Origin of the sequence: Pandoraea communis (genome assembly GCF_902459745.1) — a bacterium.
GTDB lineage: Bacteria > Pseudomonadota > Gammaproteobacteria > Burkholderiales > Burkholderiaceae > Pandoraea > Pandoraea communis.
On sequence record NZ_CABPSJ010000002.1, the window covers coordinates 600,210 to 615,337 of the forward strand.

Annotated in this window: 15 protein-coding genes; 2 read left to right on the top strand and 13 right to left on the bottom strand. The window is 60.5% G+C overall.

Going from position 1 to position 15,128, the window contains the following annotated elements:
• Positions 1 to 34: 34 nt before the first annotated feature.
• From PCO31110_RS09220 to PCO31110_RS09230, 3 genes are all read right to left on the bottom strand, one after another.
• Positions 35 to 1,363: an NAD(P)/FAD-dependent oxidoreductase gene (locus PCO31110_RS09220; RefSeq protein ID WP_010806143.1), complete on the bottom strand. Its 1,329-nt coding sequence runs from the start codon at positions 1,361 to 1,363 to the stop codon at positions 35 to 37.
• A gap of 127 nt (positions 1,364 to 1,490) precedes the next feature.
• Positions 1,491 to 1,871 (bottom strand): cupin domain-containing protein, encoded by a 381-nt coding sequence (locus tag PCO31110_RS09225; protein ID WP_010806144.1) that lies wholly within the window; start codon positions 1,869 to 1,871, stop codon positions 1,491 to 1,493.
• Between the two features lie 25 nt (positions 1,872 to 1,896).
• Positions 1,897 to 3,114, bottom strand: coding sequence for an MFS transporter (locus PCO31110_RS09230; RefSeq protein ID WP_246189785.1), 1,218 nt, complete (start codon positions 3,112 to 3,114; stop codon positions 1,897 to 1,899).
• Between the two features lie 359 nt (positions 3,115 to 3,473).
• Here PCO31110_RS09230 and PCO31110_RS09235 point away from each other — a divergent pair, with 359 nt between their 5' ends.
• Positions 3,474 to 4,388 carry a LysR substrate-binding domain-containing protein gene (locus tag PCO31110_RS09235; RefSeq protein WP_150690224.1) on the top strand — a complete coding sequence of 305 codons (915 nt, stop codon included), beginning with the start codon at positions 3,474 to 3,476 and terminating at the stop codon, positions 4,386 to 4,388.
• A gap of 78 nt (positions 4,389 to 4,466) precedes the next feature.
• On the opposite strand, the gene PCO31110_RS09240 is transcribed toward PCO31110_RS09235, so the two are convergent.
• The 5 genes from PCO31110_RS09240 to PCO31110_RS09260 form a co-directional block, all read right to left on the bottom strand.
• Complete coding sequence (locus tag PCO31110_RS09240) at positions 4,467 to 5,456, bottom strand: lysozyme inhibitor LprI family protein (protein WP_036661595.1); 990 nt, start codon at positions 5,454 to 5,456, stop codon at positions 4,467 to 4,469.
• Positions 5,457 to 5,766: 310 nt separating this feature from the next.
• Positions 5,767 to 6,399, bottom strand: a complete 633-nt coding sequence (locus PCO31110_RS09245; RefSeq protein WP_246189786.1) for a GntR family transcriptional regulator — start codon at positions 6,397 to 6,399, stop codon at positions 5,767 to 5,769.
• Between the two features lie 212 nt (positions 6,400 to 6,611).
• Positions 6,612 to 7,577 (bottom strand): alpha/beta hydrolase, encoded by a 966-nt coding sequence (locus PCO31110_RS09250; protein ID WP_150690225.1) that lies wholly within the window; start codon positions 7,575 to 7,577, stop codon positions 6,612 to 6,614.
• Positions 7,571 to 7,846, bottom strand: coding sequence for a 2Fe-2S iron-sulfur cluster-binding protein (locus PCO31110_RS26010; protein WP_150584070.1), 276 nt, complete (start codon positions 7,844 to 7,846; stop codon positions 7,571 to 7,573). Before PCO31110_RS26010 ends, PCO31110_RS09250 begins: the two co-directional genes overlap by 7 nt.
• 358 nt (positions 7,847 to 8,204) lie before the next feature.
• Entirely contained in the window at positions 8,205 to 8,516 is a 312-nt protein-coding gene (locus tag PCO31110_RS09260) for a 2Fe-2S iron-sulfur cluster-binding protein (protein WP_010806151.1), read from the bottom strand.
• Between the two features lie 235 nt (positions 8,517 to 8,751).
• Between PCO31110_RS09260 and PCO31110_RS09265 the strand changes: the two genes are divergently transcribed.
• Positions 8,752 to 9,681, top strand: coding sequence for an ornithine cyclodeaminase family protein (locus tag PCO31110_RS09265; RefSeq protein WP_150690227.1), 930 nt, complete (start codon positions 8,752 to 8,754; stop codon positions 9,679 to 9,681).
• A 105-nt stretch (positions 9,682 to 9,786) separates the two neighbouring features.
• On the opposite strand, the gene PCO31110_RS09270 is transcribed toward PCO31110_RS09265, so the two are convergent.
• The 5 genes from PCO31110_RS09270 to PCO31110_RS09290 form a co-directional block, all read right to left on the bottom strand.
• Positions 9,787 to 10,818 carry a 2Fe-2S iron-sulfur cluster-binding protein gene (locus PCO31110_RS09270; RefSeq protein WP_150690228.1) on the bottom strand — a complete coding sequence of 344 codons (1,032 nt, stop codon included), beginning with the start codon at positions 10,816 to 10,818 and terminating at the stop codon, positions 9,787 to 9,789.
• A gap of 18 nt (positions 10,819 to 10,836) precedes the next feature.
• The gene (locus PCO31110_RS09275) at positions 10,837 to 11,316 is read right to left on the bottom strand and encodes a GlcG/HbpS family heme-binding protein (protein ID WP_150690229.1); all 480 of its coding nucleotides are present in this window, start codon (positions 11,314 to 11,316) and stop codon (positions 10,837 to 10,839) included.
• Between the two features lie 31 nt (positions 11,317 to 11,347).
• Positions 11,348 to 12,802: an aldehyde dehydrogenase family protein gene (locus tag PCO31110_RS09280; RefSeq protein ID WP_010806155.1), complete on the bottom strand. Its 1,455-nt coding sequence runs from the start codon at positions 12,800 to 12,802 to the stop codon at positions 11,348 to 11,350.
• Positions 12,803 to 12,904: 102 nt separating this feature from the next.
• Positions 12,905 to 13,636 carry an iron-containing redox enzyme family protein gene (locus PCO31110_RS09285; RefSeq protein WP_010806156.1) on the bottom strand — a complete coding sequence of 244 codons (732 nt, stop codon included), beginning with the start codon at positions 13,634 to 13,636 and terminating at the stop codon, positions 12,905 to 12,907.
• Positions 13,637 to 13,787: 151 nt separating this feature from the next.
• Positions 13,788 to 15,107 carry an MFS transporter gene (locus PCO31110_RS09290; protein WP_010806157.1) on the bottom strand — a complete coding sequence of 440 codons (1,320 nt, stop codon included), beginning with the start codon at positions 15,105 to 15,107 and terminating at the stop codon, positions 13,788 to 13,790.
• Positions 15,108 to 15,128 lie beyond the last annotated feature (21 nt).

Genomic DNA, 15,128 nt, shown 5'->3' on the forward strand with positions numbered 1-15,128 from the left:
ACGCGTGTCTCGTCCATAGATGGTTTCAGGGAAATCACATTCCGCTGGGCCCGCCAAGTGCGGTGCCATCAAAAAAGCGTGAGTACCGGAATGCATATGGATCGACGATGGGCGTGTCGTTCGCGACAAGATCTGCCGTCAGTCGCCCTGCCCCGAGTCCCAGCCCGAATCCGTGGCCGCTGTATCCAGTGGAAAGAAACAGCCCCGGAATTTTCGAAACGCTGGAGATGACGGGAATGGCGTCGGGCGTACTATCGATCACGCCTCCCCATGCGTTGGCGATACGCACGCCTTTGACGGCTGGGTAAGCGTCGATCAAGGAGGCGAGCGCGGCGCTAATCAGTGTCGTATCGGGGCCGGGATCCAGAATGCGCATGCTTTCGAACGGCGACGCTCTGTCGAGGGACCAACGGCCAAACGCGCCTGGCCCGCGAAAAAAAGCCGACCCGATGCGAACCTTGAGCCCTTTTCGACGGCGCAGGTAAGTGGGCAGAAACTGTCGCGCGTACAAGAGCCCGCGAGGCGCCAGATCGAGCGTTCCCCGGCCCGATAAGGCCAGCGTGTATCCGCCGTCGGATCTCGGCCGCAAGCAGAATGTGGAGGTCGCAATTGGGCAGTCAACCATTCTGGTTTCGGATGTCACTCGCATCGCCGTCGCGTTCACGGATGCCTGCGGGAGTCGCAGTCCCAGCGAAGCGCAAAACATGGAAGACCATGCCCCGCCTGCGACGACCACGGCGCCGGTCTTGATAACACCTCGCTCGGTCACTACCGCTGAGACCCTTCCGGCAGATTTCTCCATGCCGCGGGCTGCACACTCCTGATGGAACGAGACGCCCAGGTCGCGCGCGGCTTTCGCAATGGCAAGCGGCGCCATCGACGGCTCGGCCATGCCATCTTCCTTGCAATAGATGGCACCCCGCCAGGACTGGTTGGTGCTGGAGAGCGCGGCCTTGGTTTGGGCGGGTGTGAGCAGGTCAGCGTGGACACCTCGGTCTTTCGCGCCATCCACCCAATGTTGATACTCACTCAACGACTTTTCGTCGGATGCGGCAAATAGCAGCCCCGTTCGACGGAACCCGGTGTCATGCCCTGTAGTTGCCGCAAAGCCCTCCCAAAGGTCTTTGCTTGCTCTCATCAACGGCAATTCCCGAAAGTCGCGATTCAATTGCCGCACCCACCCCCAGTTTCGGCTCGATTGCTCCGCGCCGACGAGTCCCTTCTCCACCACTGCGACTTTGAGCCCCTTTCTCGCCAACTCAAGGGCCGTAGAAAGGCCGACAATACCTGCGCCGATGACGACGACATCGGACGATTGAGGAAGGGTTGGGTCGGATGGAAAACTACCGATAAGTGACGTCATTCTCTATTCACGACAAAAACATCGAAATGATGTGTCGATCCTGTTGTTCGTTGAGTGGATTTGCCACGCGTGTTGAAAACCTGCCTCGCCCTCTTCCGAAGACATCGTGCGATTAACGCACCGAGGCTTAGCGAGCGGCGCGGGGAAGAAGAACGTACATCTTTCGAACGGCTTCCAACACGCTAAGCGTGCCGACAAATCCTGCGGGGATAACGCCTGTATCTCCGGCAGTGAACTCTTGGCGTGGCGCGTTCTCGCCTTCAAGCGAGAAGGTGCCCTTCAAGACGTGAAAAACTTCGCTGCGATCCAATGGATATGCGAATTTCCAGGCACCGAACTCCGCTTCCCAGAACCCGACGCCGGCGGATCCGGCCTGGAAGTCGATCACAGGGGTGCTTGCTCGCCTGGGCGTTCCATTGATGCGCATGTCGTCGGCAGGATAGCTAACCGTCGCCGGCATTCGTGCGGTCTCGATCTTGAGAAGTCTGTCCAAACTGATTGGTTTCATATTGTCTCGAGGATAAACAGTGGATTTAGTCGATTTTCAAGCGCTTCGCCGCAAGCAGGGCGAAGCCGCTTATGAGCGCGATGGCACATAGATACGCCGCCGGCATCATGGGGTTTTCGGTCTTGCTGATTAGCAGGTTGACAATCAGCGGTGTGATGCCGCCGAATAGCGTCTGCGACGCGACGTAACTTATCGAAACGCCTGTGGTTCTGCGAGAGACGGGGAAAAGCTGACTAAGCACAGAACCGGCTGGCGCGTAGTAGAAGCTATAGAAGACAAGGCTCATCGCAGCTTGTACCAGTACCAAAGCGCCGACCGACGGGTGCGCTGTAAGCCACAGGAAAGCGGGGTAGATGCCGCACGCGCCAACCGTCAGTGCGATCGCCATGACGCGAATCGCGCCGAAGCGATCAGCCAGATGTCCACCGAGCAGGGGAAATATGGCGCTGACCATGCCCCCGCCGATTCCGCCGATGAATGCTGACGTAGCAGGCAAGTGGAGTTGAGTAATCGCATAGGTCGGCATGTAGATGTTGACGTAGCTCGCAACATTTCCACTGCAAACGATGCCTGCCCCAACGATCAAGCGCCATTTATCGCTACGAAGGGTCTCGGATAAAGGATTACGGCTCGGTGAGACCGCCTCGAATTCCGGCGATTCCTCCACGTTGCGCCGGATGTAGTATGCGACGGGCGCAATGAGCAAGCCGATCAAGAAAGGAATTCGCCAGCCCCAGCCCTCAAGGGCAACACGATCCAAGTGATTGTTCAGGACATACGCGAATAATGACGCTGCAACGATGGCGGCACCGGTGCTTGCAAACTGGAAGCTGGCAAAGAACGCCCGCTTCGTTGAATTCTGCTCGGTCAGATACGTGTTGGCACTGCCGAACTCGCCGCCTGCGGAAAAGCCCTGGATAAGCCGCGCGATGACCAGCATAACCGGGGCAGCAATCCCGATCTGTGAATAGGTCGGAAGTACTGCTGTCATGAAGGTGCCGATAGCCATGAGTATCGAGGAGAGTACCAATGCGGCTCGACGCCCTGCCCGATCAGCGTATCCGCCAATAACGATTGCCCCCAGAGGCCTTATGAGGTAAGACGACGCGAACGTCAGTAGCGTCAGCACCATCGAGACTGATGGGTCCTGCATAGGGAAAAACAGTTTCGATAGCACTACAGCGAAGCTGGCATATAGGAGCAGGTCGTACCATTCGAAGAACGTGCCGATGGTTGCTGCCACGATTTCTCGCGTTTTCGACTTTGAATGCGTCGTCTCTCGTGTTTGAGTTGTGTCGAGATACATGGTCTTGTAGTAAGCAATTCAACTGGGATGCACCGCCCCGTTCTGACTACGGAGTCGATGAAGGCTTGCGCGGACAGCTTGCCTGCGAGCCGCCTTTCGAGTGCGGCCAAAGTAGCATGGCAAATTGATGGCAAATAGTTGATTTTTTACCGCAACATGTGCATCTGGCGCACATGTTGTTGTGCGCAATGGTCGAGGGACTGTAAAGTTCGCATAAATCCACTAGCGGACTTTTTTGCCGTAGTCATGTCGTCCACGACGTTTGGTCTGCCATCGCGCTCGCGCCAGGAAGCACCATGAAGGAAAACCATACAACGCTCCCCCCGATGTTGCCCCTTCGTGCCTTTGAGGCAGTCGCACGCTTAGGTGGCGTTACCGCCGCGGCGGCGGAGTTATACGTTACCCACACGGTGATATCGAAGCACTTGAAGCAGCTCGAGGAATTCCTCGGCGTCAAGCTCACCACTCGCGACGGACGCCGTATCGCACTGACACCTTCTGGTCAAGCCTATGCAATGCAAGTCATCGCCGCTTTTTCATCGGTTCGCCAGGCGACGCGAGCGCTCACAAGAGCGGAATCGGCAAACGATGTAATCGTGACCGTCAGCCCGGCTTTCGCGACTCGATGGCTGTTGCCCCGACTGGAGAAACTGAAGGCCGTTTTTCCAGAAATCCGTATTCACGTCGATATGTCCTATGCATATCGTGATCTGGATGCCGGCGAAGCGGATGTCGCTGTTCGACACGGAAATAAGCACCTCGAAGGTCTCGTGTCCCTCGAGGTCTGCCACGACAGCATGGTGCCCGTCGCTGCGAAGGGCTCTATCGGTGCCGACATGCTTGCAAACCGTGACTTTCGTTCGCTCTCCGGAGTCACTGCCTTGCAGGAAAACTGGGAGCACGGGTGGGCGGAGTGGTGCGAGCACTTCAAGGACAACAATGCGGATGCGAGCACTCTGAACGTTCGGCAGTTTCCCGACAGCAGCTTGGTTTTTGAGGCAGTGAAGGCAGGCTTGGGCATCGGCCTGGTAAGGCAGTCCTATCTTGAGCACGCTCAAGGTGTGGTGACTTTCCCGCACCTATCTATTCCGGCGAGGGAATCGACGTGGATCGCGATGTCTCGACGGAGTTCGCGTCGAGCAACTGTTCGGATGATTTCGGAATGGCTGCAGCAGGAGTTCCGTCTTTCCGAGGCAACGAGCGCTGCGTGAGAGATTCACAGTGCCCTGGAGGCTACGCGCGCCACGCTCGACGGCGGGCGGCATCCCAGATGCTGCCAGGCGGCGCCCTCATGGCATCCGGTCGATGGGTATAGCCGTATCGATAGTGTCGTGCCACCGCTGAATCGTCTTGGGCACCATCGTCTTCCACGCCGCGACGTTGGTGTAATAACGCATGCGCGTCCTGCCATTGGCATCGAAGGCGAGCAGACCGATCCACAGTTCTTCGCCTCGACTCATGACAATGGAGGCGTTAGTCGGGGCCAGTCCACGTACAAAGAAACTGTCTACCTTTGCACCGAGATGGTCCAAGTCGGGACGCTCTCCCTCGCTCATGTTGATGGTGTCGACAAGCGATTGATAGTCATTCCTCAGTAGCGCGCGCGCCGCGACGTTCTGGCGAGGGTTATCCAATACCTTAAGGGACAATAGATCCGCTTCCGGCTCGTTAGCGAGCCGCGAAGTGGTGATGTACGTCCCACTGTAGTCAACGCCCATGGCTTGCCCGCAAGCCATGGGATCACCCTCCTGCGTGACTACGACGTGATCGCTTGAGCGCTTGAAGTTAAGGCCGCACCCATTCGCCTGATAGCTTGCGCCCTCTCCCTGGACAACAACGTCTCCGTCATACCCTCCGGCGTGTCCGCCGTTGTAGCCGGCGATTTCAAAATGCAGACGCGGGAGCTGACCTGTGAAGGTCAGGGTTCCACCGACACCGGGGTAATGGCTATCCAGATGCCACGTCTGGGCCCAGCGATTGACTGACGTATCAGGGTTACCTGCGAGTGCGGCTAAACGTTCGTTATAACGTGCGCTGAGGCATGCTACATCAGCGCCGCAGGTATCGCGACGCTTTAGCCACTGCCGTTGGGACGCCATCAAGGATGGCGTGCCTGACGCGCGGGAGACGCTTTTCCAGACGACGGCGAGGTCGCTATCCAGCTTCGACAATTTGGCGTCGGCGCAGATAGCCTTCTCCGTGGCTGACGCAGCCTTGGTGCAATCAAAGCTTGCGGCGTGACTGGCGAGTGGCTCCAAGAGGCTCGCGACAACTGACATGGAGAGCACCCAGCGGCAAAAGCAACTTTTCACGGCAGTATTCCTCGTGCGTACTCATGCGTCGGTCGGTTCAATCCCATGCTGCCGGCACGCCGTTCAATCTGCCTCACGTTGCCGGCCTTAGTACGTTCGTCTCATTGCCGGCGTCATACACCTCAGGATGGCGTGCGCCATCCTGATTCCGGTCGCCGGCAACTGTTTTGTAGTACATCATTGGGGCCGCAGACACTACTCTTAGCGCGCCCCTCAATACGGAACAGGCACAAGAAATTCAAGGTGCGTCAACCGACGACCGACGCACTGCAACGCATCAACGTGCCAGATGATCGAGATAGTACTGAGCCGCGCGGGTGACGTGACGTTCGGCGAGGAGTGCAGCGAATGCTGCGTCACCGGATTGGACTGCGCGCAGGATCGCCGCGTGCTCTTCCCATGTGAGGCGAACTTCTTCGTCGTTCGTATTGACGAAGAGCATGCGAGAGCGATCGCGCAGCGAGCGCATAAGCTCGGCAAGCATCGAGTTGGCGCCTGCGGTGTAAAGCAGATCGTGAAAACGCGCGTTGAGTTCGAGCAACCCCGCCGTCTCCCCTGCGGCGACCTTGGCGTTGCCTTCTTGCAGGACTTTTTCAATACGCTTGACCAATTCCGGCGTGCAACGCTCGGCAGCCAGACGCGCGTTAAGCCCCTCGAGCGTGGCGCGAATCTGCACCATCTCGCGGGCCGACGCCGGGTCGAACGACGCTACCACGGCGCCGTGGCGCGGGCGCACTTCTACCAACCCTTCGACGGCCAGCGCCCGCAGCGCCTCTCGCACAGGCACGCGCGATACATCCAGCTCATCGGCAATCCGGCCCTCGACGAGCCGGTCGCCCGGCTTGTACTGGCCCGACGTGATCGACTCGCGCAAGCGGGCAATCACCAGATCCGAAAGCTGCTGGTGCATGATCGGCTCGCGCCCGTTTGCCCCTGTGGCTCCCCGCACCATATTTCCAATCTCCACAAACCTTTGATGGCGCTGATCGACGCATGACGCGCCAGATCACGGCGTTTTATTCATCAGCGCATTCTAGCAGCGCACGGCATTTTGTAGACTGTACACGGCGCTTAAAGTGACACCTGTTGTGCGACATCAACTTACCCGACCGCCCCTCCCAATCAAGAATGGCGTGGCACCGACGCCATAAAGGCCAGAATCTCCCGTCCCAACCACTCTTCGCCCGAGTTGAAGTGCGCAACGATCGAGGTATGGTTATGCCCGCGCATCTGCACGAAACGGGGCGCAACGCCACGTTGTCGCAGCAAGCGCTGGAAAAACGCCGCGCCATAATCATCGAGAAACCGGTTCTCGTATTCGGCAATCGCGATCATCGCCGGCACCGGATGGCGCGCGGCGTGCGTAAGTGGAGAGCGCTCGGCATAACGTGCCTCGTCCGTGCCGAAATAGGTGCGCACCGGCCCCGCGTTCGGGTTGCGCGGATCGACGTCGGCGAACAGACGTGCACTGATCAGCACGAGCCCTGCCACGTCGCCGGGCTGCTTGTCGCGCGTCTGTGTCACCACGGGGTCGAACAGGCAGCTCGCCGCGTGCGTCCCCCCCGCCGAATGGCCAATCAGGAAGATGCGGGACGGATCGATTCGCCAATGCGCGGCGTGCTGATGTACCCAGGCAATGGCCTGGGCAACGTCATGCGCACCGCCTGGCCACGGCGCTTCGTCGGCCAGACGGTACTCCACGTTGATCGCAACGAAGCCCTGCCGCGCGAACCAGTGGCAAACATTGTCATAGACCTCCCCGTTGACGCTCTTGTTGCCACGCACGAACGCGCCGCCATGCACGAACAGGACAGCCTCGCGCAATTCATCCGCCCTGCCCGCCTGACCTGCATCTACCGGCTCGAAAACGTCGAGTACCTGACGCGCGTTCATGCCGTAGGCCAGATCGCGCTCGACATGGGGACTCTTCTCGGCGCTCGCCAGAAGTGGCGTGTAGCAGTCGATAACCGCTTTGCGGTGGGCGATGATGTCGTCATTCCAGCGCGGGCCGAGGGCGAGCATCTGGCGTTGCTGCTCGGGTGAGAGTGCCCCGAACGGGGCCATCGCGACACTTGAATGGCTCACCATGACACGCTCACATTGCCGTTGATAAAGGTCTGGCAAGCCATCCGATACCCGTTCTGTATTTCTTCGGGACTCAGGTGACGCCGTTCCTTCTGCTTAACCTCGTCGGTATGTTCACGGCCGGCTTCCACCCTGCAACGGCAGGTGCCGCACAATCCGCCGCCACATTTAAACGGAATCCCCCCCTTTTCACGCAAGGAAACGCGCAGCAAATTGCTGTTCGGCTGCGCCTCGACCGTCTTGCCGCCGTTGTTCAGAAATGTAATCCGGATCGTTGCCGCAACCGGTGGCTCGGCATTACGGCGGCTAAGGCGTGCCTGTGCGTGCTCGTGCCCGACCAACGCCTCCAGAGAGGCAACCGCCTCGGACACACTTTCGAATGTCTCGTAGAACTTTGTCGGCACCAGATTCACGCCTTGCGGTGCCGCCTCTTCGACGATCCGCACCCTTGCCTGAGCGTCCAGTTTTGCGACGACAAACGCAGCGACATGGCGCGTGCCGTAGTAGTAGTCGTGAGTTTCTACGGGGGTAATGCCCGGGGTCGGCTCGCTGCGATACTCGCCTGGCCGGCTCGTAAGTACGATGTACATGCCCTTTCCTTATTGCGGGTAGCCTGATTTCCGATGCCGCTCAGCGCGCCGCCGGCAGATCGTCCCCCTGCTCCAGTTCAATATCGTGTTCGATCCACAACTGGCAGACCAGCCGATAACCCGCGTCAAGCCGGTCACCCAGTTGCTTCTTCTCCTTCCAGTTGGGGGCTGGCAGATGTTCCTGCCCCGCCAACACCCGGCATGCGCAATGCGCGCATTTGCCCATGCCGCACTCGTACCGCAAATGCGGGAACGGGAACTGCTTGATGCCCGCGCGAACCACCAGATTGGTGTTGGCCTTCACTTCTTCCCGGTACGTCTGCCCGCTCCTGCGAAATACGACGACTGGCATGCTTCCTCCTGTTACCTGAAACGCCCCGGCCTCAACGCAGTAAGGCTTTTGGCGAAAGTGTAGCGCATTTGTGGATACTGTATACCAAAATAAATTCAACGCGCGCCTCTCTTTGCGAAATTCCCGTATTCGCGGGTTATTCCGAATGCCGAGCTTCGGGAAAATTCGAGAGAGTTTGAATTTATGTATACTGTATTCTAAGTTGCGTCTTATCCAATCCACCGGACCTCACGTCATGATCCATCTCACCGATTCACAGATTGACGAACTCATCGGCTTCAAGCAGGCAATTCCCGCACTGGAGAGTGCCTTTCGCGAACTGGCTCGCGGCACTGCCGCCGTCCAGCGTCGGATACGTACCGAGGCCGGGGGGACCAAGCTCAGCACGCTCGGCGCAGTGCTGAGCGGCGCCGACGTGGCTGGCGCAAAGATCTACACCACGATCCGCGGTCAATTCAATTTCGTCATCGTGCTGTTCCGCGCGTCCGACGGCCGGTGCCTGGCCACGCTGGATGCGAATGCGATCACGCGCTTGCGCACAGCGGCCACTACCCTGCTTGCCGTGCGAGCACTTGCTCGAGACGGTGCGCAAACAGCGACGATCTTCGGCACCGGTGTGCAAGGCAGCGCCCATGCGCACGCGCTGGCACAATTCACGGACATCAGGTCGCTTCGCATCGTGGGCATCGAAGGTGATGCAGCACTTGCCAACACACTCAACGAGGCTTATGGCGAGCGTGGCTTGACCGCGCACGCCGTCGAGGCCACTCAGGCGATCGAAGGTGCCGACGTGATCGTCACGGCAACCCGCTCGACAACCCCGCTCTTCGACGGCCGGGCCTTGACGCCGGGCACACTCGTCGCAGCCATAGGATCGAGCCTGCCGCACTCACGGGAGACCGACGATGCCACGCTTGAGCGCGCCAGTCGCATTGTGGTCGAGTTGCGCGATCAGGCGCATGAGGAGGCTGGCGATCTGGTGCTGGCAGCGCCGGGGCTGGTGAATTGGGACAGCCTCGACGAACTGGGGGATGTTCTCGAAGGCAAAGCGCCGGGTCGCCAGAGCGACGACGAGATCATTGTCTATAAGGCGGTCGGATTCGGCTTGCAGGACGTGGCGCTCGCAGCACTGGCGTACAAGACGTTCATGGACCGCAGTATCTGACTTCGCCGGCGTGTCAGATCAATCGGATCATCGGATCGATCGGATTGAGAAGCGGGGCAGGCATCGCCTGCCCCTTGGCGTCTGTCTTCCCCTGCCCTTCCCCGTTCAGGCGGCGGCTTCCACCGTTGACGAATGCCCGAACGTGAAGCTGTCGACATACAAATAGCGCACACTGGCGCCATTGGCGACGAAAGCACGGCTGGCATCGGCGATCATGACCGGCGAGCCGCACAGGTAAAGCGCGTGCTCAGACAGATCGGGATGGTCCGCCAGCACGGCATCCTGCACGTATCCACGGGCTCCGGGCCACGCGGCATCCGGCCGCGAGAGTACGGGCACGTAGCGGAAATCCTCGTACTGCGCCGCGAGTCGGGTCAATTCGTCGTGCAGATAGAGAGCGTGCTGCGTGCGGCCTCCCCAGTACAAATCGATCGGCGGCGCATCACCACTGGCGAGCATCTCGGCGAGCATACTGCGCAGCGGCGCGATCCCCGTGCCTGTCGCCACCATCACGATTGGCCGGTAGTCGTCCTCGTGATAGCCGAATCCGCCCAGCGGGGCTTCCACGTCGAGCATGTCGCCTGCGCGCAGCGCACTCAGGCGCGTCTGTGTGAAGTACCCCCCATCGATCCGGCGAATATGAAGCTCAAACCGGGACGGTGCGTCCAAAGCCTCGGACTTCGACGCAATCGAGAAACTACGCGGGCCGGCATCGCCCGGAAGAATGTTGACGTACTGTCCCGGACGGAATGCCCACGGTTCATCGTCGGCGAAAGCGAGCACAAGGCGAGTGACGTCGGCACTCAGCGGTGCGGTGCTCATGACCTTGGCCTTACGACGCCGCGCCGGTGCTGGCGCGGCGAGCGTGCGCTCGGTACTGACGGCGAGATCCGAGGCCGGGTACGCCTGACATAACAGGGCGTAGCCGGCGTCCACCTCCTCCTGCGACAGCGCGGGTGGCAGTTCCTCGTACTGCACGCGGCCCTGCTGCACCTTCACCCGGCAGGTTCCGCAACCGCCGAATTCGCACTCCGATGGCAGTACTACGCCCGCTCGCCGAGCGGCTTCGAGCACCGTTTCGTCAGAAGCGGCCTCGAAGCTGCACTCGGCTTCGATCCATGTGATCCGATAGTTCACGAGCACCTCGCGTCGGGGTCAGAGCTTGATGTCGGCCTGAACCAGCACCTCGCGTCCGCTCTGACGCAGCAGGTCTTGCAACGCAGCAAGACCCGCGAGCCCGGCCTGTGTGTCCTGCTCGCCGTTGCCGCCCGACAGGCCGATGCCGCCGACCACCTGACTGTCGACCACGATGGGGAACCCCCCGACGAAGGCTGCAAAGCGCCCTTCAAAGCTCCACTGAATGCCGAAGGCCTCGTTGCCTGGCAGCGCCGGGCCGTTGGGGGGGGTGGTGAACAAATGCGTCGAGCGCTTGTGACCTGCGGCCGTGAAGGCCTTGTTCCAGGCGATCTGCGGCCCGGTGACGCGGCCACCATCCATGCGCTCCAGCGCGAGCGGAAAGCCGCCTTCGTCGACCACACAGATCGATTCGAGGACGCCGATCTCCTGCGAGCGGGCAACGGCTGCCGCAATCATGTGCCGGGCTTCGGCAAGTTCGAGTTTGAGAAATGGCTTCATGGCTAATAAGAGATGTCGTGGAAAACGCTCGTCAGACGCCGCGATAGACGGTCTTGATTTGCAGATAGAACTCGAGCCCGTCGCGTCCGGACTCGCGGAACGTGGCCGTGCTCGATTGCTTGATGCCGCCGAACGGTGCATTGACCAGATTGCCGGTGGTCGTGCGATTGATCTTGACCGTACCGGCTTCGATGTCATTCGCGAAGCGGTGCATCAGGCCGGCGTCCTGCGTGACGAGCGAGGCCGCGAGACCGTAGTCGCTGTCGTTCGCGACGGCGATGGCATCGTCGTAGCCGTCGACATCGATCACGGCAATCACCGGACCGAAAATCTCCTCCCGCGCGATACGCGCATCGCGCGGCACGTCGGCGAAGATGGCCGGCGTGACGAAATAGCCATGCGCGTACCCGTCGTGGGTGAGTTGCTGACCGCCGCAGACCAAGGTGGCTTCACGCTTGCCGATCTCGATGTAATCGAGCACGGTGCGCAGTTGTCCCGCCGTCGCGAGCGGGCCGAGATCCATGCCGGACACCAGACCGTTGCCAACCTTGAGTGTTTGCGCCTTGGCCGCGAGGCGTTCGACGAAGGCCGCGCGGATCTCGCGAGCGACCAGCACGCGGCTTGTGCCGGTGCACGCCTGCCCGGTCAGCGAAAAGCCCCCCTTGATCGTGAGGTCGACGGCGCGATCGATGTCCTTTGCGTCGAGCACGATCAACGGGTTCTTACCGCCGAGTTCCATTTGCGTGCGCGTGGAAAGCGAGGCTGCCCGATGGATCTGCTCGCCGGCAGCCGTCGATCCGGTGAACGAGATCGCCTTCACTTCGCGCGCGCCAGTCAATACCGGGCCGACCGCCGAAGCGCTTCCCGTGACAAAGTTCAACACGCCTCTGGGAATCCCGGCTTGCACAAACGCTTCGGTCAGACGCAGTCCGCTCAGCGGCGCATCCGATGCGGGCTTGAACACCACGGTGTTCCCGCAGATGAGCGCAGGCGCGATCTTGCGGGCGGGAATCGAAACGGGGAAGTTCCACGGCGAAATGACCGTCACGACACCCAGCGGTTCGCGCACGGTATACACCGTCATGCCGGCGTCGTCGTTCGGGAAGGTTTCCCCGCCATACGATTGGGCTTCGATCGCGTAATAACGAAGCGTCTGTGCGGCGCGCATGAACTCGTCTGTCGCGAGGCCCACTTGTTTGCCCTCCTCGCGTGTGAGTTCTTCACCGAAACGCTTGGCATGACTTTCCAGATAGGCGGCGGCGCTCAGCAGGAGCTTCGCACGAGCGCTCGTCGAGAGGCGTTTCCAGTCGGCGAACGCCGATGCGGCTGCACGCACAGCGGCTTGTGCGTCAGCCTCGCCCGATGCCTGGAAATGACCGACCACGTCACGGGTATCGGCTGGATTGACGTTTTCAAAGGTGGCGCCCGATCGGCTCGGGCACCACTCGCCGTCGATGTAATTCAAGAACGTTGGAACGGTTGTCATGAGTGCAGCAATCCTGCAAAGAGGCTTGAAGACCCGCGCCCCCATCGCTTCCCCCTCCTCCCGGAGGGGGCCGCGCAGGGGCACGGGGCTGCCGGGCGTCGCTCAGGCCGCGAGACCCAGCTCGGGCAGCGGGACTTCCTTTTCGACATAGTCGTAGTAGAGCGCCGTCGTATAGAGCAGACGCATTTGTGCGCCGATCTCGCAAATCTTCAGGCAACGCTGCTGCAGTTCCGGCGTATTCGCGTTCTCCAGCACGATCTGGTAGCCGCGTTCGCCGTGGATCTCATCCGACACGATGTGCAGATCGAAGAACTCGACCTCCTCGTCGGTGAACTTGTACGTGTCGCGCAACGTGGGCGTCTGTTTGCGATAGATCGACGGCACCTGCGACTCAAGGCCGACGACAAGGCCTGCAACGGCGACCACCGGGTCTTCACGCATCGCCACCGCATAACACCAGCTTTGCAGGCCGCGCGTGGTCGGCGACATGTTGTCAGGATCGACCACACGCTCACGCGTCGTGCCGCACGCTTCGGCGAAGCGAATCAGCAGATCGGTGTGGCGGTCTCCCCCGATTTCCTCCTCGTACATGTTCGCGAGCAGAAAATCCTTCGCTTCGGTCATGTGGTCCGGCGTACGGGCGTAGAGATAGCCGAGGTAATCGGCGAACGGGCCCACGTAGTGATAGTGATTCTCAGCCCAACGAGCCAGGTGCGCGCGCGACAGCTTGCCGCTTGCCCATGCAATGCTGAACGGTGCCTTGTTCGCGCTCTTGCCCTTGATTGCCTCTTCGAGTGCTGCGCGGAAGGTCTCGCGATCCATCAGTTCTGCCATGTCTTACTCCTTGATTTCAGGTGGATAACCCGCTGCGTTCATGGACGCCGGGTCTCGATCTGCATTTTTGTACACTGTATACAGTTTTAACGAAAATGCCAATACAACAAATTCCTGAGTGCGGTGCTCCGGTGAGGCGTGAGGAAAATCATCAGTCGGCCGCGTTGCGAACGGCGTGCGACATCGGATGCTCAACGGTGGGTGCCGGGTTTGCGCTGGGTTTGACGGGGTCGATGGCGTCCAGCTCGATGCCGTTCGTCTCGGGCAACATCAAGGCTGCGACGATGACAAAACCGTACCCGACAGCGGCAACGATGGGAATCGCGAGCGTGAGTGTCGTGTGACCGCTGGCCAGCCAGCCTGCCATGAACGGGAAGACAGAACCGATGACGCGGCCTGCGTTATAGGCCACACCGTAGCCGGTCGCGCGAATCTCGTGCGGGTAAGTCTCCGAGATTGTCGCCGCCACGCCCGCGAAGGTGCCTTGCATCAGCACGCCCATGAGGAAACCCAGCACCATCATGACGGGCATGGGCGCGGGAATCAGCATGTACGCAATGCTCATGACGAACGCCCCGAGTGCGAACAGGATGTACGTCGGACGACGCCCCAGCCGGTCGGTGCTCCACGCGCCTATGGCGTAGCCGACAATCGATCCGCAGATCGTGATCGCCAGCCACAAGCCGGTGCCTGTGACAGAGAGCCCTCGCTCGGTCTTGAGCCAGGTAGGCATCCACGTCGCAATGGCATAGTAGGCGCCCAGCATGCCGCCCGAGAGCAGGCTGCACAGGAACGTGCGCGCAGCAAGACGCCCGCTGAATACGCTGCGGATCGTCTTGAGCGGGCTCGTCTGGCTTCGTTCGGCCAGCGTGCGCGTGAAAGCCTCCGGCTCCTCGAGATTGCGTCGCAGCCAGAACACCATCAACGCAGGCGCCACACCGATGAACAGGCAAACCCGCCACGCCCAGTCAGGCGGCAGCCAGCTGAAGATCACACTGTAGGCCAGTGCCGCCAGCGCCCAGCCGAACGAGTAGCTGCTGGCGGTGAAGCCCGAGAACTTGCCGCGATGCGCGGGATTACGAATCGTCTCCATCACGAGCACCATGCACAGCGACGACTCTCCGCCGAAACCCAGCCCCTGGATAATTCGCAGCACGGCCAGTTGCGTTGGCGAGTTGGCGAGACCGCAGGCGAAACACGCCAGCGCGAACAGTGCGATGGTCCAGCGAAGAATGCGCACGCGTCCGTAGCGGTCGGCCAGCAGGCCTGCCCCGATGGCGCCTACGAGCGACGCAATCAGTGTGTAGGTGACGATGCTGCCGGCAGTTGCCTTGCTCATGCTCCAGGTCGTCAACAGCACCGGGATGAGAAAGGAATAGATCATGAAGTCGTAGACGTCGACCGTATGGCCGATGAAAGTGCCGGCAAAAGCGCGCTTCTCGTTTTTCGACAGTGAGTTGAGCCAGGACATGAAGGTGTCCTCCTTAGGTTG

Excerpts from the sequence above, each read along its gene's own strand:
- PCO31110_RS09220 (WP_010806143.1), bottom strand. The coding sequence starts at position 1,363 with ATGACGTCACTTATCGGTAGTTTTCCATCCGACCCAACCCTTCCTCAA.
- PCO31110_RS09225 (WP_010806144.1), bottom strand. The coding sequence starts at position 1,871 with ATGAAACCAATCAGTTTGGACAGACTTCTCAAGATCGAGACCGCACGA.
- PCO31110_RS09235 (WP_150690224.1), top strand. The coding sequence starts at position 3,474 with ATGAAGGAAAACCATACAACGCTCCCCCCGATGTTGCCCCTTCGTGCC.
- PCO31110_RS09240 (WP_036661595.1), bottom strand. The coding sequence starts at position 5,456 with ATGTCAGTTGTCGCGAGCCTCTTGGAGCCACTCGCCAGTCACGCCGCA.
- PCO31110_RS09245 (WP_246189786.1), bottom strand. The coding sequence starts at position 6,399 with ATGCACCAGCAGCTTTCGGATCTGGTGATTGCCCGCTTGCGCGAGTCG.
- PCO31110_RS09250 (WP_150690225.1), bottom strand. The coding sequence starts at position 7,577 with ATGGTGAGCCATTCAAGTGTCGCGATGGCCCCGTTCGGGGCACTCTCA.
- PCO31110_RS09260 (WP_010806151.1), bottom strand. The coding sequence starts at position 8,516 with ATGCCAGTCGTCGTATTTCGCAGGAGCGGGCAGACGTACCGGGAAGAA.
- PCO31110_RS09265 (WP_150690227.1), top strand. The coding sequence starts at position 8,752 with ATGATCCATCTCACCGATTCACAGATTGACGAACTCATCGGCTTCAAG.
- PCO31110_RS09275 (WP_150690229.1), bottom strand. The coding sequence starts at position 11,316 with ATGAAGCCATTTCTCAAACTCGAACTTGCCGAAGCCCGGCACATGATT.
- PCO31110_RS09280 (WP_010806155.1), bottom strand. The coding sequence starts at position 12,802 with ATGACAACCGTTCCAACGTTCTTGAATTACATCGACGGCGAGTGGTGC.
- PCO31110_RS09285 (WP_010806156.1), bottom strand. The coding sequence starts at position 13,636 with ATGGCAGAACTGATGGATCGCGAGACCTTCCGCGCAGCACTCGAAGAG.
- PCO31110_RS09290 (WP_010806157.1), bottom strand. The coding sequence starts at position 15,107 with ATGTCCTGGCTCAACTCACTGTCGAAAAACGAGAAGCGCGCTTTTGCC.